This window comes from Duganella sp. GW821-FHT07G03 (assembly GCF_059418605.1).
This window is the reverse complement of the sequence record NZ_JBWKQE010000018.1, coordinates 119,010-140,575: the sequence shown is the minus strand read 5'-3', so window position 1 is coordinate 140,575 and position 21,566 is coordinate 119,010. Positions and strand designations below refer to the sequence as shown.

Sequence of the window (21,566 nt, the reverse complement as noted above, 5' to 3'; positions counted from 1 at the left end):
CCCCAGTTGTGCGTGGCTTATGCGGCCGCCACGGCCGTTTTTCCCTGCAATCGTTCGATCAGCGCCGCCAGCGGCATCGGCCGCGCGTACAGATAGCCCTGCATGCAATTGCAGGCATGGGCCACCAGGAAGTCGGCCTGGGCCTGCGTCTCCACGCCCTCGGCCACCACCCGCAAGCCCAGGTGGCCGGCCATCGCCAGGATGGACTGCACCAGCGCGCGGCTGTTGGCGTCGTCCGGCGTGTCCATGATGAAGCTGCGGTCTATCTTCAGTTCATACAGCGGCATTTTCTTCAGGTAGGCCAGGCTGGAATAGCCGGTGCCGAAATCGTCGATCGAAAAGCGCAGCCCCAGCGCCGCCAACTGGTGCATGCGGGCGATGGTCTGGTCCATCTTGTCGATCAACAGGCCCTCGGTCACTTCCAGCACCAGCATGGCGGCCGGGGCGCCGCTGTCGGCCAGGGTGCGCTGCACCAGCTCGACGAAATCGGCCTGGCGGAACTGGGTCGGGCTGACGTTGACCGACAGCGGCATCGCCAGCCCGGCGCGCTCGAGCTGCAGCACCGCCTCGCAGGCCTGGCGCAGCGCCCACGCGCCCAGTGCGACGATCAGCCCGGATTCCTCGGCCACCGGGATGAACACCGCCGGCGGCACCATCTGGCCGTCGGCCAGCGGCCAGCGCATCAGCAGCTCGCCGCCGACCGCGCGGCCGCCGCGGTCGACCTGGGCCTGCACGTGCATCTGCAACTGGCCGGCCGCCAGCGCGGCGGCCAGGTCGCGCTCCATGCTCAGGCGCCGCTCGACTTCGGCCTGCATCGCCGTCTCGTAGAAGGCGATGCCGTTGCGGCCCTCGGCCTTGGCGCGGTACATCGCGGTGTCGGCCTCGCGCAGCAGGTCCTGCGCGCTCTGGCCGCCCCGCGGCAGCATGGTCACGCCGATGCTGGCGGTGGAGTTGTAGGTCTGGCCTTCGATCTCGAAGTCCTGGCCGATGGCGGCGCGGATCTTTTCCGCCACGGTGGAGGCGGCGTGGGTGGCGCCGTGCAGCTCGTGCGCCAGGTGGCCCAGCAGCACCACGAACTCGTCGCCGCCGATGCGGGCCACGGTGTCGGCCTTGCGCATCAGCTGCGACAGGCGCCCGGCGGCGTTGCGCAGCAGGGCGTCGCCGATGGCGTGGCCGCGCGCGTCGTTGATGGTCTTGAAGCGGTCGAGGTCGATGAACATCACGGCGCTGTAGGTGGCGCCGCGCTCGGAGCTGGCCAGCAGCTTGTCGATGCGGTCCATCAGCAGGCGGCGGTTGGGCAGGCCGGTGAGCACGTCGAAGAAGGCCAGGCGGTGGATGTCGTCCTGCGACTTCTTGCGCTCGGTGATGTCGCGCTCGACCGCCACCCAGTGCGTGTTGACGCCGCCCTCGCCGGCGAACGGCACCAGCTCGGTCTCGACCCAGTACGGCTCGCCGGCCTTGGTGTAGTTGAGCAGCTCGGCGCGCACCGCCTCGCTGCGCGCCATGGCCCGCGCGATATGTTCCAGCACCGCCGCCTCGGTGTCCGGCCCCTGCAGCAGGCGCAGGCTGCGGCCCAGCACTTCGCCGCGGCGGTAGCCGGTGCGGCGCTCGAACGCCTCGTTGACGAAGATGATGTGCTGGCCCGCGTCGCCGCCGGCGCCGTCCGGGTCAGGGGTGACTTGGGCGATCAACACCATGTCGTTCAGGCGCGACACCGCGGCCGAGGTCAGGCGCAGCTCGGCGTTCAGCGCCGACAGTTCGTGCTGCTGGCCTTGCAGTTCGTCGAAGGAGCGCGCCAGGTGTTGCAGCAGCACCGCGCAGGACAGGGTCAGCACCGCCGTCATGAACATGAAGTTGAGCGTGATGATGGCGGCCTTGAGGAAGCCGTAGTCCGGCATGCCTTCGATATGCAGCTGGGAATTCTGCTCGAAGCCGACCACCATCACCGCCAGCCCGGCCACGCCCAGGGTCCACAGCGCCGGCTTCAGGCCCAGCAGCAACGCCGCCAGCACCGGGATGGCCATCAGGTAGATCTGGCTGACCGGCCCGACCTTGAGCAGCAGGCCGATGCCGACCACGAAGGCGACCATCAGGAAATTGACCACGCGCAGGGTGTAGGGCAGGCGGCGCAAACGCCAGATGCCGGCCAGCCACAGCAGCGCGACGAGGTCGATGACGACGATGGACCACATGCTTTCGCTGGCCGCCAGCAGGATGCTGGGGATGGCCGTGGCCGTGCCCAGCAGGAACACGACCAGCAGCAGCTTCGCAAAGATTTGCGCGCGCCAGTGCGCGATGTCGTTCGGCACAGCCACCGTGACAGCCTCCGAGGTGCGTTTGCGATTCCCTATCGTCGATACTACCCGCAATCGCCCCTTGTGTCAGCTAAGCAAGTCAGTCCCTGGCGTTGACGCTGCCGATGCCGGCCACCGACTTGTTGACGGTTTTCGGATGGCCGTAGTAGTCCAGCTCGCCCATGCCCTTGGCGACCGCGTTGAGCAGCTCGGTGGCGTGCACGCTGACGTGGCCCACGCCTTCGAAATTGACGTCGACCCGTTCGGCCACTAGCGATTTGGTATCGAGTTCGCCGACGCCCTTGGCGTTGACCCGCAGGTACTTGACCTTGCCGTTGGCCACCAGGTGGCCGGCGCCCAGGTAGCCGATGTCGAGGCGGTCGGTGTTGACCTTGTTGAGGATGGTCTCGCCGGCGCCTTCGACCTTGACCCGGCTCAGCGCCGGCACGGTGATGGTGATGCGCGGATCGTTCTTGCTGGACTTGAAGGTCTTGTCGGGCATGGTGATCAGCAATTCATTGCCCACCACCTCGGTCTTGAGCGCGCCGACGAACTGCTCGTCGCCGCTGACCACCACCGACTGGGCCTTGCCCACCTCCACCGTCATGGCGAAGGCGCCCTTGGCGTTGATGGCGACGAAGGACGCCAGCGGGCGGGTCGATTCGGCGGCCGAGGCGGCGGCGCTCAGGGCGAACAGGGCGGGGATCAGGACGGCGGCAGCGGTACGGCGCATGGTATTCCTCGAAGGGTTGTTAATTTGAACAAAATGAATTTTACTTAAGCTGGCCGCCGCTGCCGACAAGTTTGCGATAAACGGTCAAAATCCGGGCATGTGTTGCATTATGGCTACGTTCAATGGTGAAAACAGCGGCGCCGTTGAAGGCGGAATGAAAGCAAAGCGGCGTATGATCGCCAAAAGCCCGGCGGACCCGATCCGACCCGTATCCATAAAGTCAACACAGCGAGACACTCATGACTTCCTCAACTTCCCCCCACCGCCCGCAGTCGCATTTCAGCACGGTGTTCCGCGTCGTCAGCGGCAACTTCATGGAGATGTTCGACTTCTTCCTGTTCGGCTTTTACGCCAACGCCATCGCCAAGGCCTTCTTCCCCAGCGACGACGAAGTCGCCTCGCTGATGATGACCTTCATGACCTTCGGCGCCGGCTTCCTGATGCGCCCGCTCGGCGCCATCATCCTGGGCGCCTATGTCGACCGGGTCGGCCGCCGCCAGGGCCTGATCGTCACGCTGGCGCTGATGGCGCTGGGCACCCTGTTGATCGCCTGCGTGCCGGGCTATGCCGCCATCGGCTACCTGGCGCCGGTGCTGGTGCTGACCGGGCGCCTGCTGCAGGGCTTCTCGGCCGGCGTCGAGCTGGGCGGGGTGTCGGTCTACCTGTCGGAGATGGCGACGCCGGGCCGCAAGGGCTTCTATGTGAGCTGGCAGTCGGCCAGCCAGCAGGTGGCGGTGGTGGCCGCCGCCGCGCTGGGCTACGGCCTGAACCAGTGGCTGACGCCGGCCGAGGTGGGCGCCTGGGGCTGGCGCATTCCCTTCTTTGTCGGCTGCCTGATCGTGCCGGTGCTGTTCGTGATCCGCCGCTCGCTGCAGGAGACCGAGGAGTTCAAGGCGCGCAAGCACCGCCCGGAACTGAAGGAAATCTTCCGCTCCATGCTCAACAACTGGGCGCTGGTGATCGCCGGCATGATGCTGGTGGCGATGACCACCGTGTCGTTCTACCTGATCACGGTCTACACGCCGACCTTCGGCAAGACCGTGCTGCACCTGTCGACCACCGACGCGCTGATGGTGACCCTGTTCGTCGGCGTCTCCAATTTCTTCTGGCTGCCGGTGATGGGTTCGCTGTCGGACCGCGTCGGCCGCCGTCCGCTGCTGATCTGCTTTACCGTGCTGGCGATCTGCACCGCCTATCCGGCGCTGCACTGGCTGGTGCAGGCGCCCAGCTTCGGCCGCATGCTGGGCGTGGAGCTGTGGCTGTCCTTCCTGTACGCCAGCTACAACGGCGCGATGGTGGTGGCGCTGACCGAGGTGATGCCGGTGGAGGTGCGCACGGTGGGCTTCTCGCTGGCCTACAGCCTGGCGACGGCGGTGTTCGGCGGCTTCACGCCGGCCATCGCGACCGGCCTGATCGAGTACACCGGCGACAAGAGCGCGCCGGGCTGGTGGATGACGTTTGCCGCCGTCTGCGGCTTGTGCGCGACGCTGGTGCTGTACCGCCGCCAGGCGCTGCAGCAGCGGCACGCGGCCTAGCGGAAACGACAACGCCATCCGAGGATGGCGTTTTTTTATGCGCGGCGCGGCTTGCCTGGCTTACTTGTTGCTCAGGCATTCCTTCATGAAGCCCTTGCGCTCGTCGCCCTTCTTGCCGGTGGCGTCGGCGTTACATTGCTTCATTTTTTCCTGCTGCGTCACTTTCGGCGCCGGCGCGGCGGCGTCCGCGCTCAGGCACTGCTTCATGAAGGCCTTGCGCTCATCGCCTTTTTTGCCGGTCGCGTCGGCGTTGCAGGTTTTCATCTTGCTTTGCTGGGCCGTCGGCTCGGCCGCCAGCACGGCGCCGCTCAGGGACAGGATCAGGCTGGCAACGAACAGTTTTTTCATTTGGATTTCCCGAAAAGTTGAAGGCATGACGACTATACTTGAGTTGGCGTCCGCCAGCCACTCCCGCCGATATTGATTGACAGCACGGGCTCGCGACGCCAGACTGGTTGCTAATTTATTGGCAACCCGGAGGCCGGACCGACGATGACAGGCAGACCTATTCTTGCTGCCGGAACCCTGCGCCTGGCCGCCGTGGCGTGGCTGCTGGCGGCCGCCGCGGCGCTGGCGGCGCCGACGTCCGAACTGCGCTTTCGCAAGCTGGCGGCGCCGGGCGCCGACGACAAGACCATCGCCGCGCTGCTGCAGGACCGGCAATCGTTCATCTGGGTCGGCGCGCTGAACGGCGGCCTGTACCGCTACGACGGCTACCGCGCCGTCAAGTACGCCCACGATCCGGCCAACCCGCGCAGCCTGCCCAGCGACCGCGTCTCCATCGTCTACGAGGACAAGAAGGGAAGGATCTGGGTCGGCACCTACGACGGGCTGGCGCGCTTCGATCCGGCCACCAACGATTTCACGCGCTTCAAGATCGGCACGCTGGCCGGCATGCCTCGCCTGGTGCGCAACATCATCGCCGACGGCAAGGACGGCCTGTGGCTGGGCACCTGGGCCGGCATCCAGCATTTCGATCCGGACACCGGCGCCTTCGTCCAATACTTGCACCGGGACGGCGACCCGGACAGCCCGCAGAGCAGCGGCAACGAATCGATGGCGCTCGATGCGCGCGGCGGCCTGTGGTTCGGGACCTGGCCGCGCGGCCTGGACTACCTGCCGCCGGGCGGCAAGGCGTTCCGGCATTTCCGCGTCGACAGCGACGCCGCCCCGGATGCGCAGGCCAACTCCGTGCACGCCTTGCGCATGGACCGTGCGCAGCGGCTGTGGATCGGCACCGGCAAAGGGGTCTACCGCTGGACCGACGGCAGCGACTGGCGCACGCGGGCGCGGGTCGAGTCGCCGGACAGCCGCGTCAGCAACTTCCTCGAGGATGGCGAGGGCTCGATGTGGGCCTGCACCTGGACCGCCGGCCTGCTGCGCTGGCGCGCCGGCAGCGACCGGCTGGTGCAGTTCACCACCCGCGCCGGCGATCCGCACAGCCTGCACATACCGGGCGTGGCGGCGGTGATGCGCGACCGCGCCAACACGCTGTGGGTCGGCACCTTCAACGCCGGCATCAGCGTCGCCAATCTCGGCAGCCGGGGCTTTACGCGCTTCGTGCTGCCGCTTGAGCACGTCCCCGACGCGCAGCCCAACGTCACCACGGAGGCGATCGCGCCGGCCGGCGACGGCCGGCTCTGGGTGGGCGGGCTGAACGGCCTGTCGCTGAACGACGTCGCCAGCGGCACCATGTTGCGCAACCTGCGCATGCGGCCGGGACAGGCCGACGCGCTGCCGTCGGACCGCATCAACCATCTGTACCAGCAGCCCGGCGGGCCGCTGTGGATCGGCACCGATGTCGGCCTGGCCCGGCTCGACCGGCCCGACGGCCCGCTGCGCACCATCCATTTCGGCGACGGTGTGGCCGACCTGGTGAACGGGGTCGCGCCCGGCCGCGACGGCATGCTGTGGGTGAGCACGGGCGAGGCCGCCATCCATTACGACCCGCGCAGCGGCAAGCGGCGCGTCTACCGCGTCGAGCCTGGCCAGCCGCAGGGGCGGCGCGTGGCCGGCACCTCGACCATCCTGGAGGACCGGCAGGGGCGGGTGTGGATGGCGTCGCAATGGCGGCGCGGGCTGGAGATGCTCGATCTGGCCAGCGGCCGCTTCCGTTTCTTCGAGCGCGGCGACGGCGGCCCCGGCGCGCTGTCGGACGATGCCGTCTCCAGCCTGCACGAGGATGGCCAGGGGCGCCTCTGGGCCGGCACCGCCAACGGGCTGGACCAGATCGTGACCGGCGCCGACGGCGCCATCCGTTTTGCGCCGCAGTCGGCGCACAGCGGCAGCGAGCGGGTGTTCGCGATCCAGAGCGAGGCCGGCGGCCGGCTGTGGCTCAGCACCGAGGAGGCGCTGATCGGCTACGACCCGGCCAGCGGCCAGGCCGACCGCTACACGGCGGTCGACGGCCTGATCGACAACTTCAAGGTGGGCGCGGCCTTCACCGGCGCCGACGGCACCCTGTATTTCGCCGGCGCGCCCGGCGTGACCATCGTGCGGCCGCCGTTGGTGAGCGTGACCTCGGTGGCGCCGGTGGCGGCGATCACCGACATCAGCGTGTTCAACCGCTCGCTGGCGGCCGGACTGCCGCCCGGCGTGCGGCTCGACGGCCCGCTGCATGCGCCGCGCGGCGTCGAGCTGCCGCCGGGCCAGTCGGTGCTGTCGATCGAATTCGCGGCGCTGCATTTCACCAGCCCGGGGCTGAACCGCTATGCCTACATGCTCGAAGGCTTCGACCGCGACTGGGTGCAGGCCGACGCGGCGCACCGGATCGCCACCTACACCAACCTGGCGCCCGGCAGCTACCGCTTCCGCGTCAAGGGCAGCAACGACCGCGGTCTGTGGAGCGACCAGGCGGCGAGCCTGGCGGTGACGGTGCGCCCGGCGTTCTGGCAGACCTGGTGGTTCCGCGGCGTGGGCGCCGCCGCGCTGCTGCTGGCGCTGGCCGGCGCCTACTGGGCCAGGATCGGCGCGCTCAAGCGCATCCAGCGCAGGCTGGCCGCGCTGGTGGCCGAGCGCACCGGCGAACTGGAACAGAGTAACGCGCGGCTGGCCGAGAGCAACGCCAAGCTGGCGCTGCTGTCCAACACCGACGGCCTGACCGGCGTGCACAACCGGCGCGCGTTCGACGGCGCGCTGGAGGCGGCGTGGGGGCGCGCGCTGCGCGGCGGCGAGCCGCTGGCGCTGGCGCTTGTCGACGTCGACCATTTCAAGCTCTACAACGATACCTACGGCCACCAGGACGGCGACCGCTGCCTGCAAGCGGTGGCGGCGGCGCTGGCGGCCCAGTGCCGCCGGCCGGGCGACCTGGCGGCGCGCTACGGCGGCGAGGAATTCGCGCTGCTGCTGCCGTTGAACGACGAGGCCGGCGCGTTGCGGCTGGCGGCCGACGTCTGCGCCGCCGTGGCCGCGTTGCGGATGCCGCACGCGGCATCGGCGGAGGGCATCGTCACGGTCAGCATCGGCGTCGCCTTCATGCTGCCGATGCCGGAACAATCGGCCGAGCTGCTGTTGCGGCGCGCCGACCAGGCGCTGTACGACGCCAAACGAGGCGGCCGCAACCAGGCTTGCATGGCTGCCGACAGCCGGGCAACGGCCGCCGGCGCTGCCGTCGACGCTTCATGAGGGGCGCGTTGCGGTTCTAGTCGTCCTGGTCGTCGTGCGGGTCTTTTTCGACGAACACCACGGCGCTGCGCGCGGCGACGCTGAACTTGCCGCCGGCGCTGACGTAGTTGCCCAGGCGCGCGGCGCGGCCGCCGTCCGCATTCAGCTGGATGCGGTGCACGCTCAGCTTGCGGCCCGCCAGCTCCGGCACGGTGATGGTCTGGCCCACCTTGTCGACGTTGAACAGCACCACCACCAGCTTGTAGCGCGCGCCGTCGTAGCGGCGCGGATGCTGGCCGTCGATGCTCATGACGATCAGCCCCGGCACCTGCTGCGGCCCGGTGTTATAAAAGCGCAGCCGCTCCGACACGTCCTGCGCCGTGCGCAAGCGGAACAGGCTGCTGTCCTGGCGGATCGCCAGCAAGTCGTTGACGGCGTCGCGCGCGCTGACGATGGCGATCTGGTCCGGCTTGAGCAGCGGGTTGGCCAGCAGCGGCGCCATCAGCGGCCAGTTGTCCTGGTTGACGCCGGCCATCGGCAGGCCGACGCCGAAGTTGTTCGACTGGTAGCTGTAGTCGAGCTTGTTGAACCAGTCGCCGGCGTCGTAGCTGTCGCGGTCCATCGACTTCGAACGCAGCATTTCCTGGCCGGCGTGCAGCAAGGGCACGCCCTGCGCCAGCACGTTGATGGCCGCGCCCAGGGTCTGCACCTTGACGCGGTCGGCCATGCTGGTGGCGAGCGGCAGCTTGTAGGCGTTCAGGTCGTACAAGGTCTGGTTGTCGTGCGCCTCGACGTAGTTGATGGTCTCGGCCGGATTGGCGGCGAAGCCCGCCTGCTGGCCGAAGTAGTCGATCTGCGCGTTCTTGCGCAAGGTGCCGGTGCGGTCGACGAAGCTGTAGTCGCGCAGCGTGCCCGACAGGCCCACCTTGACCAGGTCGCCCAGGCGCAGCAAGTCGTCCTTGGTCTGCGTCGACTGCGCGTTCGGATCGGTGTAGACGCCGTTGATGTAGCCTTGCTGGCTGATCAGGCTGGAGCCGCTGTCGCAGCAGCCGCCGCCGCGCACGGTGTCGCGGATGCGGTCGTTGAACGAGCCGATGCCGCTGCCGAACATATTGGCCTGGCGCGCCTGCACGAAGCGGGCGTCGTTGCCGACCGTGCCGAAGTTCCAGGCTTCGCCGTACAGGTAGATGTCGCGCCCGGCCGCGCGGTTGACGGCCGTCTGCAATTGTTTCATCACCGCCAGCGGCGTGAAGCCCATGATGTCGAAGCGGAAGCTGTCGACCCGGTAGTCGCGCGCCCAGGTGCTGACCGAATCGATCATCAGCTTGGCCATCATGGCGTTCTCGGACGCGGTGTCGGCGCAGCAGCTGTCGTTGGTGATGCCGCCGCCGGCGTTGAGGCGGTAGTAGTAGGCCGGCACGATCTTGTCGAGCACCGACAGCGGACCCTGCTGCGAAGCGCTGGTGTGGTTGTAGACCACGTCCATGGTCACCCGCAGGCCTTGCTTGTGCAGGCCCTGCACCATGGCGCGGAACTCGCGCACGCGCACCGCGCCGTCGTTGGCGTTGGTGGAGTAGCTGCCTTCCGGCGCCGTGTAGTGCACCGGATCGTAGCCCCAGTTGAAGCAGTCGCCGCCGCGCGTGGCTTCCACCGCCGCCTGCTGCGCGGTCGAATCGGCGGCCGCGTTGGGAATGGCCGGCGTGCTGCAGCCGGCTTCGTTGACGCTGGCGTAGTCGAACGACGGCAGCAGGTGGATGTGGGTCAGGCCGGATTTCTGCATCAGGCGCAGATGGCGCATGCCGTCCGAGTCCTGGTCGGTGAAGGCCAGGTATTTGCCGCGGTGCGCGGCCGGCACGCTGGCGTCGCTGGCGCTGAAGTCGCGGATGTGCAGCTCGTACAGGGCGATGTCGGTCGGACCGTCCAGGCGCGGCACCTGATGGTGGTCCCAGCCGTCCGGCTTGAGCGCGGCGCTGTCGAGGTTGGCGACGAAGCTGCGCTGGCTGTTGGCGTTCAGGCTGAAGGAATACGGATCGGTGACGCTGTTGTCGACCAGCGTGTTGCCGGCCCAGCGCGACAGCACCTGCACCTGGTAGGTGTAGTAGTAGCGGTTAACCCAGCTGGCATCCGGCGCCGTATAGCTCCACACGCCGCTGGCGGCGTCGCGGTTCATGGCGCGGGTCTGGGTGCTGGCGCTGGTGGCGTCCGGGTACAGCTTGAGGCTGACCGACTTGGCGGTCGGCGCCCACACGCGGAAGGTCGGCGCGCCGTTGCGGTCGTAGCTCAGGCCCAGGGTGGCGCCGGCGGCGGCCGGGGCGAACACGCTGTCGAGCATGCCGCTCATTTGCAGCGAGGTCACTTGCACCAGCTTGCCGTTGGCGTCCAGCTGGGCGACGGCGAACTGGCCGCTGGCCTTGGCCGCGATGCCGGCCGCGTCGGCGTCCGCCATGGTCAGCGCGGTGGCGCCGGCCAGGTGCGGATACTTTTGCTGCAAGGCCGCCGGCAGGGCGCCGGTGCTGAGCGCGATGCTGCCGTCGGCGCCAGTGACGCCGGCGCTGCTGGAACCGAGGCCGCCGTTGGCGGCGTAGTACAGCCGGTAAGTGCCGCCGGCGGCCGCGCCCGGCCAGGCCAGGGTCGAGGCCGACAGCCAGTGCGCGCTGGCGTTGTTCAGGTTGCCGTAGCTGATGGCCGGCGGCGCGCTGTAGACGCTGCAGTCGCCTTCCAGCATCCACACTTCCTGGCCGTTGCTGGCGATGTCGGGGCTGAAGTTGGCCGACTGGTCGTTGCCGCAATTCTTGTTGCCGCTGCCGTCGGTCAGCAGGAACCAGATCGCCGACTTGGCGGTGTTGACGGGGATGTCGACGTAGCCGCCGAAGTCGTCGCTCTGGGTCATCATGAAGCGGCCGCTGATCCAGCCGGGGCTCGGGTTGACCGGACCGTCCCACGAGTACACGCCCCACTGGCCGGCGTCGCCGGCGGCGCGGTGGAAGTGCATGCGGATGTTGGCCGGGGCCGGCGGCGCCGCGACGGCCGCCGCCAGCAGCTTGCCGCCCAGCAGTTTGGTGGTCGGGGCGGCGCTGCTGGCGCTGTCGCTGCCACCGCAGGCGGCCAGCAGGGCAAGCACGCCCGTGGCCGTGATTAATTTCAGTTGTGAAACTAAACTACAGTGCAGTTTCATGCTGGTCTCCGTGTTTTATAGGTATTTGCCTCCAATCATCTGCGGACTGGATGGGTCTGTAATATTACTACCTAAAAAATGTGGAAAAGATAAATATTCAGCGGAGTGTTGTTGGGCGTGGACAGCGCCGCTGGCATACGCAGGGCGGGTCCTGTTTTTTCGGCTTTTACTAAAACGTGATAACCAATACTACCCAACGCTAACCAACGATATTTCGTGCGAGTCCGCGATATTTTCGGAACTAAAAACCACGAATCGCCTCTAACGAATATAGGCCGAAAAAATATCGGCATTTAGCATTCAGCACGGAATTTTTAGTAAGTGATAGCGCGCTGTAGTACTGGTCAGTAGTGATTAGCAGCGCTTAGTAAAAACCGATTTTTGGGAGCCCCCACCATGCCTAGCTATGGCCTTCAATTCCCGATCCGCGTACCCGACGACGTGCTCGTCGAACTGGGCGAATTCACCGGCAATTTCTGGTCGAATTCCTTGGCCCATGAGCCCCACGTCATCGCGGCAATCCGCAACTACATCAATCCCAAGCCGCCAGCCCCACAGCAGCCCGCCGCGGCGTCCGAGGCGGGATACCAATGGAAGCAGGTCTTTCTTCCAGAGGGCACAAGGCTGCGGGCCAGCTTCGGTGGCCAGCCTTATTTCGCCACGGTGGTCGGCGCGGAAATCAAATACGAAGGGCACGCGGTCTCGCCATCATGCTTTGCCAACCTGCACGGCAGCGGCAACCGCAATGCCTGGAAAGCCGTCTGGCTGCGCCTTCCCGGCAGCGACGAATGGCTGCTGGCCGACGTCTGCCGCTCGGCGCGCAAAGCCGCGATAGCGCGCTTGCACGAGGGCGGCGCGCAGGCGGACCACCGCCCAGCGGACGTCGAACCCGCCCCGGCCCCGCCCGCAGTGCGACTATCCACGCCACGTCCAACCGGCATTCGCCCGCCTGGCGCACCGGCACCGGCGCAGGGCCAGGGAGCCCAGCGCAAGCCTGCTTCCGGAAAAACCGCTCGCCGCAGAAAACGCCGTGCAGCGAAACAAACTTCCGGAAATCCGTGAAGAACAAAAAAAACGCCACCCGAAGGTGGCGTCGCTGGCGCTGGCCTGACGTTCAGGCGGCCTTGGCCGATTCCGCGCGGCCGCAGTAGCGTTCCACATAGGCCTGGTGGGTCGGCAGCTGCACCACGATGCGGTCCACCCGCGACTTGATGCCGCCGAGGAAGTGCTTGAGTTCGTCGTCGCCCATCAGGTCGGCGGTCTGGTGGTGCGAGCGCGGCATGATGCCCTGGCCCAGCATCACCTGTATCCACGAGTTCTCCGCGAACAGCTCGTTGGGCACGCGGAACACGCGGCCGGTGTCGCGGAACAGGGCGATGCGGTGCTGCAGCGAGGCCGGGATGCTCATCTCGCGCGCTTCGACCCAGAACGGCGAGTCGGTGCGATGGTTGACGTGGTAGTGCAGGATGATGAAATCGCGGATGTGCTCGATCTCGCTGTTGCACTGGTGGTTGTACTCGTCGATGTCGGCCTGGCTGATGCCGTCGGTGGGGAAGGTCTGCATCAGCCGCACCACGGCGCGCTGGATCAGGTGGATGCTGGTCGATTCGATCGGCTCCAGGAAGCCGCTGGCCAGGCCCATCGCCACCACATTGCCCTTCCACGTGTGCTTGCGCTGGCAGGGCTTGAACTGGATCACGCGCGGCGTGGCCAGCGGCTTGCCTTCGATGTTGGCCATCAGCTGCCGCATCGCCGCGTCGTCGTCCAGGTGGCGGCTCGAATACACGATGCCGTTGCCGACCCGGTGCTGCAGCGGGATGCGCCACTGCCAGCCGGCCTGGTGCGCCATCGAGCGCGTCAGCGGCACGGCGTCGCCCACCGACTCGGTCTGCACGGCGATGGCGCGGTCGCAGAACAGCCATTGCGACCAGTCCTCCATCGGCTCCTGCATGGCGTCGCCGATCAGCAGGCCGCGGAAGCCGGTGCAATCGATGAACAGGTCGCCTTCGATTTCCTGGCCCGATGCCAGCACCACCGAACGCACGTCGCCGTTGTCCTCGTGCTTGGTGTAGCGCACGATCTTGCCTTCGATGCGCTGCACGCCGCGTGGCTCGCTCAGGCGCCGCAGGTATTTGGCGTAGCGGCTGGCGTCCAGGTGGTAGGCGTAGTTCATGCCGTTGTCCGGCAGGTGGGCGAAGCGGTTTTCCAGCGAGGCCTTCAGCTCCAGGCAGTAGTCGCCGTAGTCGCCGGCCAGGCCGCGCTCGACGCCCTTGTGCCAGAAGTGCTGGAAGCCGGCGGTCCAGTGGTCGGTGCCGGTCATGCCGAAGGAGTGGATGTAGTCCTGCTTGACGTTGCGCCAGCCCTCGAAGCTGATGCCCAGCTTGAAGGTGGCCTGGGTCTCGGCCATGAATTCCTGCTCGTTGATTTCCAGCAGATTGTGGAAGTTCATCAGCGTCGGTATCGTGGCCTCGCCGACGCCCACCGTGCCGATCTCGTCGGACTCGATCAGCTTGATGTCGAGCCGCTTGCCCAGCACCTTGGCGATGCCGGCCGCCGCCATCCAGCCGGCCGTGCCGCCGCCGACGATGACGACGCGGTGTACCGGCCGTCGCTTGTTGGGATCTCGTGGGGTCATCGGTGTCTCCTTAGCGGTTCATTTTTTTAAGTGTCTGGGCGCGCAGCACGCGCGCGGCCTCGTCGTTGAGCGGCGCCAGCACATGGCGGGCGTGCTCGGGGATATGGGCCGCCGTGCTGTCGTCGGCTTCGAAGATGTAGTGGCGGAAGATCTCCTGCCAGGCCTTGCGCTGCGCCGCCGGCAGGTCGCGCATGGTGAGGAAGGCCAGCATCAGCGCGCTGGTCGGCGTGTCCATGTAGTCGGGCGACTGGCGCCACCAGTAGTTGACCAGCACGTTGAACGGGTCCAGCGCCTCGATGTGGTGCCACCACATGCTGGGGATGAAGATGGCGTCGCCCGGTCCCAGCTCGGCGGTGCACGCGTGCGCCAGCGCCTCGGCGAATTTCGGATACTTGTCGAAGTCCGGGTTCAGCAGGTCCACCAGGCTGACGGCCTGGCCGGCCGGCGTGAAGTCCAGCGGACCGATGTACAAATTCTTCAGCTGCGCCGGCGGGAACAAGGTGAAGCGGCGGTGGCCGGCCGCCACCACGGCCAGGTTGTCCGGCACGTCGTAGTGGGCGGCGATGCGCGTGCGGTTGCCGATCCAGATGCTGGCCAGCGCGTCGCGCCCGCCGAGCTTGATGTCGTTCTGTTCGCGGAAGCCGGGCAAACAGGTCTCCACCGTGGTCGAGCCGACGTAGACCGTGGCCGGCGTGGCATGGTGGCGCTTGGCTTCGATCTCGTCCAGCACGGCGGTCAGCTTGGCGTGCACCGGGTAGAAGTTGAAGCCGCTCATGTCGGCGTTGTAGAAGAAGCGGCCGCCCGCTTCCGGCGGCCCCAGCATGGCGCCCACCGTGGCGTCGCGGTAGTGGCTGCGCAGGTAGGCGTCGCCGCCGCGTTCGCCGGCCAGCGTGGCGCGCACCATCGGCCAGCTGGCGGCCAGGCCGCGCAGCACCAGCGGTTCGGTGGCGTTGAGGATGTCGTCGCCCAGGTCGTTGACGCCCAGGCCGCTGATCTCGCGCAGGGCTTCAGCCATGGGCGGCGTTCTTGCGGTCGATCAGCATGCGGAAGTTCGACAGCGAGGCCAGCACCATGTAGATGCTGTGCAGGTGCCCGGCCTGGTGCAGCGCGGCCACGGCGTCCGCGCCCAGCGCCGACAGCCTGTCCTCGTGGATGGTGTAGAAGCCGACCAGGCGGTTCTGCGAGCCGTCGTCCAGTTCGACGTCGAGCACGAAGCTTTCCAGCAGCTCGTGTTGCAGCAGCGCGGCCAGCAAGGCCGGCGTCTGTTGCAGGCCCTGGTGGATGGCCAGCAGCATCGAGCTGGCCTGTTCCAGGAACTCGCTGTTGCCGCCGTGCGGCAAGAACACTGGTTCGCCCTCGCTGCGGCTGACGCGCGGGTGGTCGACGTCGATGTGCACCATCAGCTCGCTGCCGTTGACGCCTATCATGAAGGGCTGGCGTTCGATCATCATCGGCACGTAGGGCGCGTCCCAGCGCTCGCCATGGAGGAACAGGTTTTCCTCTTCCTGGAAACCGAACAGCGCGACCGGTTCGAAGCCCAATCCGTCCGTGGTCTTGCGGAAGACGATGGGGTAGCAGGCCTGCACGTCGCGGAACTCGGACGGGAAGGTGACGGCGGCCATCTGGCGTTCGCCGAACTGCGCGCCGTGGCGGGTGATGACGCGCAGATCCTTGTGGTCTACGTTGTTGAGCAATACGGTAGTCGACATGTGGTCTCTCTAGATTTTCTGCAAGCCGTGGCGCTTGATGTGGTTGATCAGTTCGCGGTTGTCCGGCAGCGCGTCCAGCATCTTGCGGGTCAGCGCGGCCGCTTCGCGGAAATAGCCGTCGGCCAAGGCGGCCTGTTGCGGCTGCGGGTTGGTGAATTCGCTGCGGAAGCCCATGCCGTACAACACGTACTGGTAGCTGGCCGACGGGAACACTTCCTCGATGCGGTTGAAGTCGTTGCGCGACGGCGCGCGGTGGCGCCACAAGGTCAGCAGGTCGTTCAGACGCTCGGGGATGGCGGCGGTGTTGTCGCGCCAGTAGTCGCTATCGCGGCGCTGGCTCAGCACGTAGTGCAGCTTGAGGAAATCGATCACCCGTTCCCAGCGGTAGGTAAAGGCCTCGTTGAAACGTCGGGCGACGATGTCCATCGCCGCGCGCGTGGCCGGCAGCTCGTCGCTGACCATGGCGGCCGACATTTCCACCAGCGCCAGGGCCGATGCCTCCAGTGGTTCGATGAAGCCGGCCGACAAGCCGATGGCCACGCAGTTGCGGTGCCAGAAACGCTCGCGGTAGCCGGGGTTGAAGTTGAGCTTGCGCGGCGGCGGAATGTCCTGCGGGCCGCCGCTGTCGGCGATGTAGCGGCGCAGCTCGGCCTCGGCCTGGTCGTCGCCGATGTGGGCGCTGGAATACACGTGGCCGACGCCGCGCCGGGTCGGCAGGCCGATGTCCCAGATCCAGCCGGCGCTTTGCGCGGTCGACGAGGTTTGCGAGGCGATCGGATAATTATCGTCGGGGTAGGGGATCTGCACCGCCAGCGCCGAGTCGTTGTACAGCACATGCTGTTGCGAGATGAAGGGCACCTCGTAATGCCTACCCAGCAGCAGCGATTGCAAGCCGCTGCAGTCGATGAACAGCTCGCCTTCAAGCGCGCCGTGCTCCTGCGTTTGCAGCGCGGCGATGTCGCCGTTGTCGTGGCTGGCGATGCCGACCACCTTGTCCGCCACGTAACGCACGCCCAGCTTTTCCAGGCAGTGCTGGCGCAGGAAGGCGCCGAACTTGCCGGCGTCGAGGTGGTAGCCGTAGTTGGCCACCGAGGAAAATTCCGGCGTCACCACCTGCTTGGGCGCGCGGCCGTTGACGCACAGGTGCGGCTGGTAGCTGACCAGGTCGGCGAACGGAATGTCTGGATGCTGCGCCTGCCATTGTTCCGGCAGGTTCACTTCGCCATAGCCTTGCGGCAGCACGAAGGGATGGAAGTAGTAGTCGTTGTCGCCCCCGAGGTTGCCGCCCCGCCAGCGGTTGAAGCGCGAACCCTGCTTGAACGAGGCGTCGCACTCGCGCAGGAAATCGGCCTCGGACACGCCGATGCGGCGCAGCGTGTCGCGCATGCTGGGCCAGGTGCCTTCGCCGACGCCGATGGGCGCGATGTCGGGCGATTCGATCAGGGTGACGTGCAGGGACGAGCCCTGGTGGTCGGCGGCGATCAGCCCGGCTGTGAGCCAGCCGGCGGAACCGCCCCCCACGATCACGATGCGTCGGACCATAGTACTCGCCTTGAGTTGAGGATGAGATGGCTGAAAGTCTAACCGAAAAGGGCCGCTGCCCGGCAGCGGCCCCGGAACGATCAACGACCGCTTAAAACTTGTAGCGCGCGCCTATCATGTAGCGCGGACCCTGCTGCGTCACCGATTCCAGCTGCTGCTGGGTACGGCTGTGCGTGCGCTGGATCGAGTTGCCGACGTTGATGCCCTCGAACTGCAGGCTCAGCTTCTCGTTGACGTTGTAGCCGATGCTGATGTCGACCTGGCCGTATGCCTCGACGTACTGAGGATTCGGGCCGGAGCCGTCAAACGTCGACGACAGGAACTCGCCGCGCCAGTTGTAGGCCAGGCGGGCGGTGAAGTTCTTGTCCTCATAGATGCCGACCACGTTCGACGAGTTCGACAAGCCGACCAGCGCGAACTGCTCGCCGATCTTGGCGTTGTCGTACTTCAGGCCCGAGTGCACATAGGTGTAGTTGGTCGACACGCCGAAGCCGCTGTTGCCGAACATGTGCTGCAAGTTCACCTCCAGGCCGTTCAGGCTGGCCGCCTTCTGGTTGGAGAAGGAGTTGATCTTGAAGTTGGCGATCGGATCGCTCGGCTGGCCGACGATCACGCCGGTGGTGTGCACGTCTTTGGCGTTACCGGTGTCGGTCCCGGTGTCGGGGCCGCGCGTGACGCCCGGCGCGCCGTCATGGTTGCGGAAGATGTAGTCGCGGATACAGGTGGTGTCGGCGCCGGTGCAACCGCTGGCCAGCGCTTCGTTCCAGTATTTGCCGCCGACCGGGGTGTGCAGGTTGAACGGCGTGGCGTCGAACTGCGACTGGCCGGCGTAGTTTTCCAGGTTCTTGCGGAAGTAGCCCAGCGAGAAGAAGTTCTGCTTGCCGTAGTACCACTCGTAGGACAGGTCCAGGTTCTTGGACTTGACCGGCTTCAGCGCCGGATTGCCCTGGTTGCCGGTGCCGCCGTCGGCGCGGGTCAGCGAATTGAGCGTGGTGCCGCCCTGGATCTGGTCGTAGCGCGGACGGCCGATGGTTTCGCCCAGGCTCAGGCGTACCTTCTGGTCCTTGGTGAGCTCGATGTCGGAGTCAAAGCTCGGCAGCAGGTTGTGGTACTTGCCGGTCAGCGTGGTGAAGGTCGGGTCGCCGAAGGTGATCGGCAACTCGTTCTGCGACACCCAGCTGATGCCGACCGCGGCCGGCACCAGCGCGGTCGAGTTGACGTCGGTGGTTTCGTAGCGCAGGCCGATCGAGGTGCGGATCGGCAGCCTGGTGTCCCAGTCGGTGTTGAACTGGATGTAGGCCGCCTTCGATTTCTCGGCGGTGCGGGCATCGTTGTCGAAAGTGGTCTTCGGCAGGTACAGCGCCGGCTTGCCGGACGCGGTGGCCGCCAGCTGGCGCAGCTGGGCGAAGTTGAAGGTGTAGAACTGGTTGAACAGGTTGGGACTGCCGCTGCCGTCGATATGGTCGAAGTACTGGGCCACCGACGCCGGATGGAACACGCTGGCTGGATAGTCGGACGGCTTGGTGGCGCCGCTCCAGGTGTCGCGCTGCTGGTTGGAGAAGGCCGAGCGGTTCTTGACCTCGGAGGCGGTGGCGCCGAATTTCAGTTCGGACGCTTCCAGCACCTTCCAGGCGCCTTTGAGCTGGGTCTGGTCGACCTCGCCCTTCATGTAGCCGTTGGTGAACACCGAGCCGGTGACCTGCTGCGGCGCCTTGGTGAAGTCGGCGCCGGCGATGCTCAGCACCGGGAAGTCGTGGCTGAAGTCGGCCGTGGTGTCGCCGCGGCTGAAGCTGGCCGTGCCGAGCACGTTGCTCGAACCGAAGGGGCTGTCGGCCCGGGACTCGGCGGTCGAGTGGTGGGTGTCGAGCTCGAAGCGCAGCTCGCTGCTCGGCTTCCACACGGCGTTGAAGCCCAGCGATTTGTTTTGCGTCTTGGTGGCGAAGTCGGCCCCGCCCATGGCGATGTCGGAGCTGCCGTTGAGGATTTCCTTGTAGATCAGCGGGCTGGAGACGGGGCCGCCGGTCCACGAGCTGGTCGACGGGCCGAAGTTGAACCAGGCCGAGATATCGTTGCGCTTGGTCTGGATCTTGTTCTCGGAGTAGGTGTAGTCCAGCGTGGTGACCAGCTTGTCGGTCGGCTTGTACTGCAGGGTCAGCTGGGCGTTGGTGCGCTGGCGCTTGACGCCGTTGAAGTTGTAGTTCAGGTTTTGCGGCACCGAGTACAGATTGGCCCCGGTCGGGCGGTTGATCGCGCCGTCCTGCGGTATCGTACCCCAGTTGTTTTCATCGCCGCGGAACGGACCCTTCCAGCCGTTGGAGACGGCCGCGGTGTTGTAGCCCAGGTTGCGCTCCTGGTAGCTGCCGGTCAGCGCCACGCCGAACTTGTTGTTGTCGAAGGTGTTCGAGTACAGGCCGGACAGTTCCGGCGTGGCCGAGCGGCTGGCCTTGACGTCGCCCGGCAGGTTGCCGTTGGTGCTGTCGTACACACCCTTGACGCCCACGCTCGAATGCATGCCGGGACGGTCGAACGGCCGCGCCGTCATCACGTTGACGGTGGCGCCGATGCCGCCGGTCGGCGTTTCGGCGCGGCTGGTCTTGTACACCTGCAGCTGGGAGATGGCTTCCGACGCCAGGTTGGCGAAGTCGAAGGCGCGGCCGTTGAGGTCGCCCAGGTTGGAGGTCGGCATCTGGCGGCCGTTCAGCAGCACCAGGTTGAAGTCGGGGCCGACGCCGCGCACGGTGATCTTCGAACCCTCGCCGATCGAGCGGTCGATCGACACGCCGGAAATGCGCTGCAGCGATTCGGCCAGGTTGGTGTCGGGGAACTTGCCGATGTCCTCGGCCACGATGCCGTCGACGATGCCGTCGGAATTGCGCTTCAGGTTCATCGAGGACAGCAAGCTCTGGCGCAGGCCGGTCACGACCACGCTCTGGACTTCCGGTTCGGCTGCCTTGACGGATGCTTGCTGCGCCAGCGCCTGCCCGGCCGCCGCCGCGCAAGCACTGGCCACCGCCAGGCTGATTAATTTCTGTCGTGCCTTTGGATCATGCATATTATCTCCTGTGTTTTTATGAACAGCTCGCTGTGCCACTTCCCTCAACCCGGATTTGGAAAGGTTTCCATTTCGTGTGGCAAATATAGCACCGAACGAATTTCAAAGTCAATTTGCAATGCCGCATAAGCCGGCCCCGGTTTTCGTTGACAGAGGAAATCAAGCCGTGCACCATGCCTGGGAACGTTTCCAAAAAGAGACACTTTTCAACCATCAGGGAAATGCACAAGCCGTGGCCACCATCAAAGACGTAGCCCGCCTCGCGGGTGTAGGACTGGGAACCGCTTCGCGCGTGGTCAGCGGCAAGGGTTCGGTATCGCCCGCCACGCTGGCCAAGGTCAGGGCAGCCATCGCGCAGCTGGACTTCCGCCCCTCGCACGCGGCGCGCACCTTGCTGTCGGGCTCGAGCCAGATGATAGGCGTGTACATCCCGGTGCTCAGCGGCACCTTCTACACCCCCATCCTGCAAATCATCGACAACGAATTGCGCGCCGCCGGCCTGCACATGGTGGTCGCCTTCGGCGCCGGCCTGGGCGGCGCGCGCCAGCAGGCGATCGAGGGCATCGCCTTCCTGATCGAACGCGGCTGCGACGGCCTGATCCTGATGACCAATGTGCTGCACGAGGAGGACATCGGCGCGCTGCGCTTCAAGCACGAGCGCATGGTGGTGCTCAACCACAGCTTCGACAACATCGCCGGCCAGTGCTTCACGGTCGACCACACGCTGGGCGGGCGGATGGCGGCGCGCGCCTTGCTCGACCACGGCCACCGGCAGATCGCCGTGGTGGCCGGCCCGGCCAGCCTGCCGGACAACGTGGTGCGGGTCAACGCCTTCCTCGCCGAGCTGCACGCCAACGGCGTCGACACCGGCCAGCTGTGGCTGACCGAGCGCGACTTTTCGCCGGCCGGCGGCTGGTCGGCGGCCAAGGAATTGATGGACTCCAAACACCCGTGCAGCGCGCTGTTCTGCGCCAACGACGAGATGGCCGTGGGCGCGCTGTCGTATTTCCAGGAGGCCGGCATCCGCGTGCCGCACGAGCTGTCGGTGATCGGCTACGACGATACGCCCAGCGCGGAATTCTCGGCGCCGCGCCTGACCACGGTCCACATGCCGTGGCGCGAGATGACCCAGAACGGCATCAACGCGCTGCTCAACAGCTGCTACGACCTGCAGCGTCCCGTCACGCGCGGCTATCCGGTGACGATGACCTTGCGCGCCTCGCTGGCCGCGCTGCCGGCGGCCGCCAAACCGGCGCGCCGCCACAAGCCGGCCTGAGCGCCGCCTGGA

The 21,566-nt window shown here is 66.7% G+C and carries 13 protein-coding genes; 4 read left to right on the top strand and 9 right to left on the bottom strand.

Annotation, left to right across the window (positions count from 1 at the left end; genetic code table 11):
* Positions 1-17: 17 nt before the first annotated feature.
* Complete coding sequence (locus AC07OK_RS21575; RefSeq protein ID WP_494692212.1) at positions 18-2,315, bottom strand: putative bifunctional diguanylate cyclase/phosphodiesterase; 2,298 nt, start codon at positions 2,313-2,315, stop codon at positions 18-20.
* 79 nt (positions 2,316-2,394) lie between these two features.
* Complete coding sequence (locus tag AC07OK_RS21570; protein WP_494692211.1) at positions 2,395-3,027, bottom strand: GIN domain-containing protein; 633 nt, start codon at positions 3,025-3,027, stop codon at positions 2,395-2,397.
* 239 nt (positions 3,028-3,266) lie between these two features.
* Here AC07OK_RS21570 and AC07OK_RS21565 point away from each other — a divergent pair, with 239 nt between their 5' ends.
* Positions 3,267-4,562, top strand: coding sequence for an MFS transporter (locus tag AC07OK_RS21565; protein WP_494692210.1), 1,296 nt, complete (start codon positions 3,267-3,269; stop codon positions 4,560-4,562).
* A 60-nt stretch (positions 4,563-4,622) separates the two neighbouring features.
* On the opposite strand, the gene AC07OK_RS21560 is transcribed toward AC07OK_RS21565, so the two are convergent.
* Positions 4,623-4,910 (bottom strand): PsiF family protein, encoded by a 288-nt coding sequence (locus AC07OK_RS21560; protein ID WP_494692209.1) that lies wholly within the window; start codon positions 4,908-4,910, stop codon positions 4,623-4,625.
* 144 nt (positions 4,911-5,054) lie between these two features.
* Here AC07OK_RS21560 and AC07OK_RS21555 point away from each other — a divergent pair, with 144 nt between their 5' ends.
* A complete protein-coding gene (locus AC07OK_RS21555; protein WP_494692208.1) occupies positions 5,055-8,186 on the top strand; it encodes a diguanylate cyclase domain-containing protein in 3,132 nt (1,043 codons plus the stop codon).
* 16 nt (positions 8,187-8,202) lie between these two features.
* Here the strand turns inward: AC07OK_RS21555 and AC07OK_RS21550 are convergent, their stop codons facing one another.
* A complete protein-coding gene (locus AC07OK_RS21550; RefSeq protein WP_494692207.1) occupies positions 8,203-11,340 on the bottom strand; it encodes an alpha-1,6-glucosidase domain-containing protein in 3,138 nt (1,045 codons plus the stop codon).
* Between the two features lie 396 nt (positions 11,341-11,736).
* On the opposite strand from AC07OK_RS21550, the gene AC07OK_RS21545 reads away from it, so the two are divergent.
* Complete coding sequence (locus AC07OK_RS21545) at positions 11,737-12,402, top strand: hypothetical protein (protein ID WP_494692206.1); 666 nt, start codon at positions 11,737-11,739, stop codon at positions 12,400-12,402.
* Positions 12,403-12,454: 52 nt separating this feature from the next.
* Here the strand turns inward: AC07OK_RS21545 and AC07OK_RS21540 are convergent, their stop codons facing one another.
* The 5 genes from AC07OK_RS21540 to AC07OK_RS21520 form a co-directional block, all read right to left on the bottom strand.
* Positions 12,455-13,975: a tryptophan halogenase family protein gene (locus tag AC07OK_RS21540; protein WP_494692205.1), complete on the bottom strand. Its 1,521-nt coding sequence runs from the start codon at positions 13,973-13,975 to the stop codon at positions 12,455-12,457.
* A gap of 10 nt (positions 13,976-13,985) precedes the next feature.
* On the bottom strand, positions 13,986-14,990 hold the full coding sequence (locus tag AC07OK_RS21535; protein WP_494692204.1) for a cupin-like domain-containing protein: 1,005 nt from the start codon (positions 14,988-14,990) through the stop codon (positions 13,986-13,988).
* A complete protein-coding gene (locus tag AC07OK_RS21530) occupies positions 14,983-15,684 on the bottom strand; it encodes a SapC family protein (RefSeq protein WP_494692203.1) in 702 nt (233 codons plus the stop codon). Before AC07OK_RS21530 ends, AC07OK_RS21535 begins: the two co-directional genes overlap by 8 nt.
* 9 nt (positions 15,685-15,693) lie before the next feature.
* On the bottom strand, positions 15,694-17,226 hold the full coding sequence (locus AC07OK_RS21525; RefSeq protein ID WP_494692202.1) for a tryptophan halogenase family protein: 1,533 nt from the start codon (positions 17,224-17,226) through the stop codon (positions 15,694-15,696).
* Between the two features lie 91 nt (positions 17,227-17,317).
* Positions 17,318-20,278, bottom strand: coding sequence for a TonB-dependent receptor (locus AC07OK_RS21520; protein WP_494692201.1), 2,961 nt, complete (start codon positions 20,276-20,278; stop codon positions 17,318-17,320).
* Between the two features lie 232 nt (positions 20,279-20,510).
* Here AC07OK_RS21520 and AC07OK_RS21515 point away from each other — a divergent pair, with 232 nt between their 5' ends.
* On the top strand, positions 20,511-21,554 hold the full coding sequence (locus AC07OK_RS21515) for a LacI family DNA-binding transcriptional regulator (protein WP_494692200.1): 1,044 nt from the start codon (positions 20,511-20,513) through the stop codon (positions 21,552-21,554).
* Positions 21,555-21,566 lie beyond the last annotated feature (12 nt).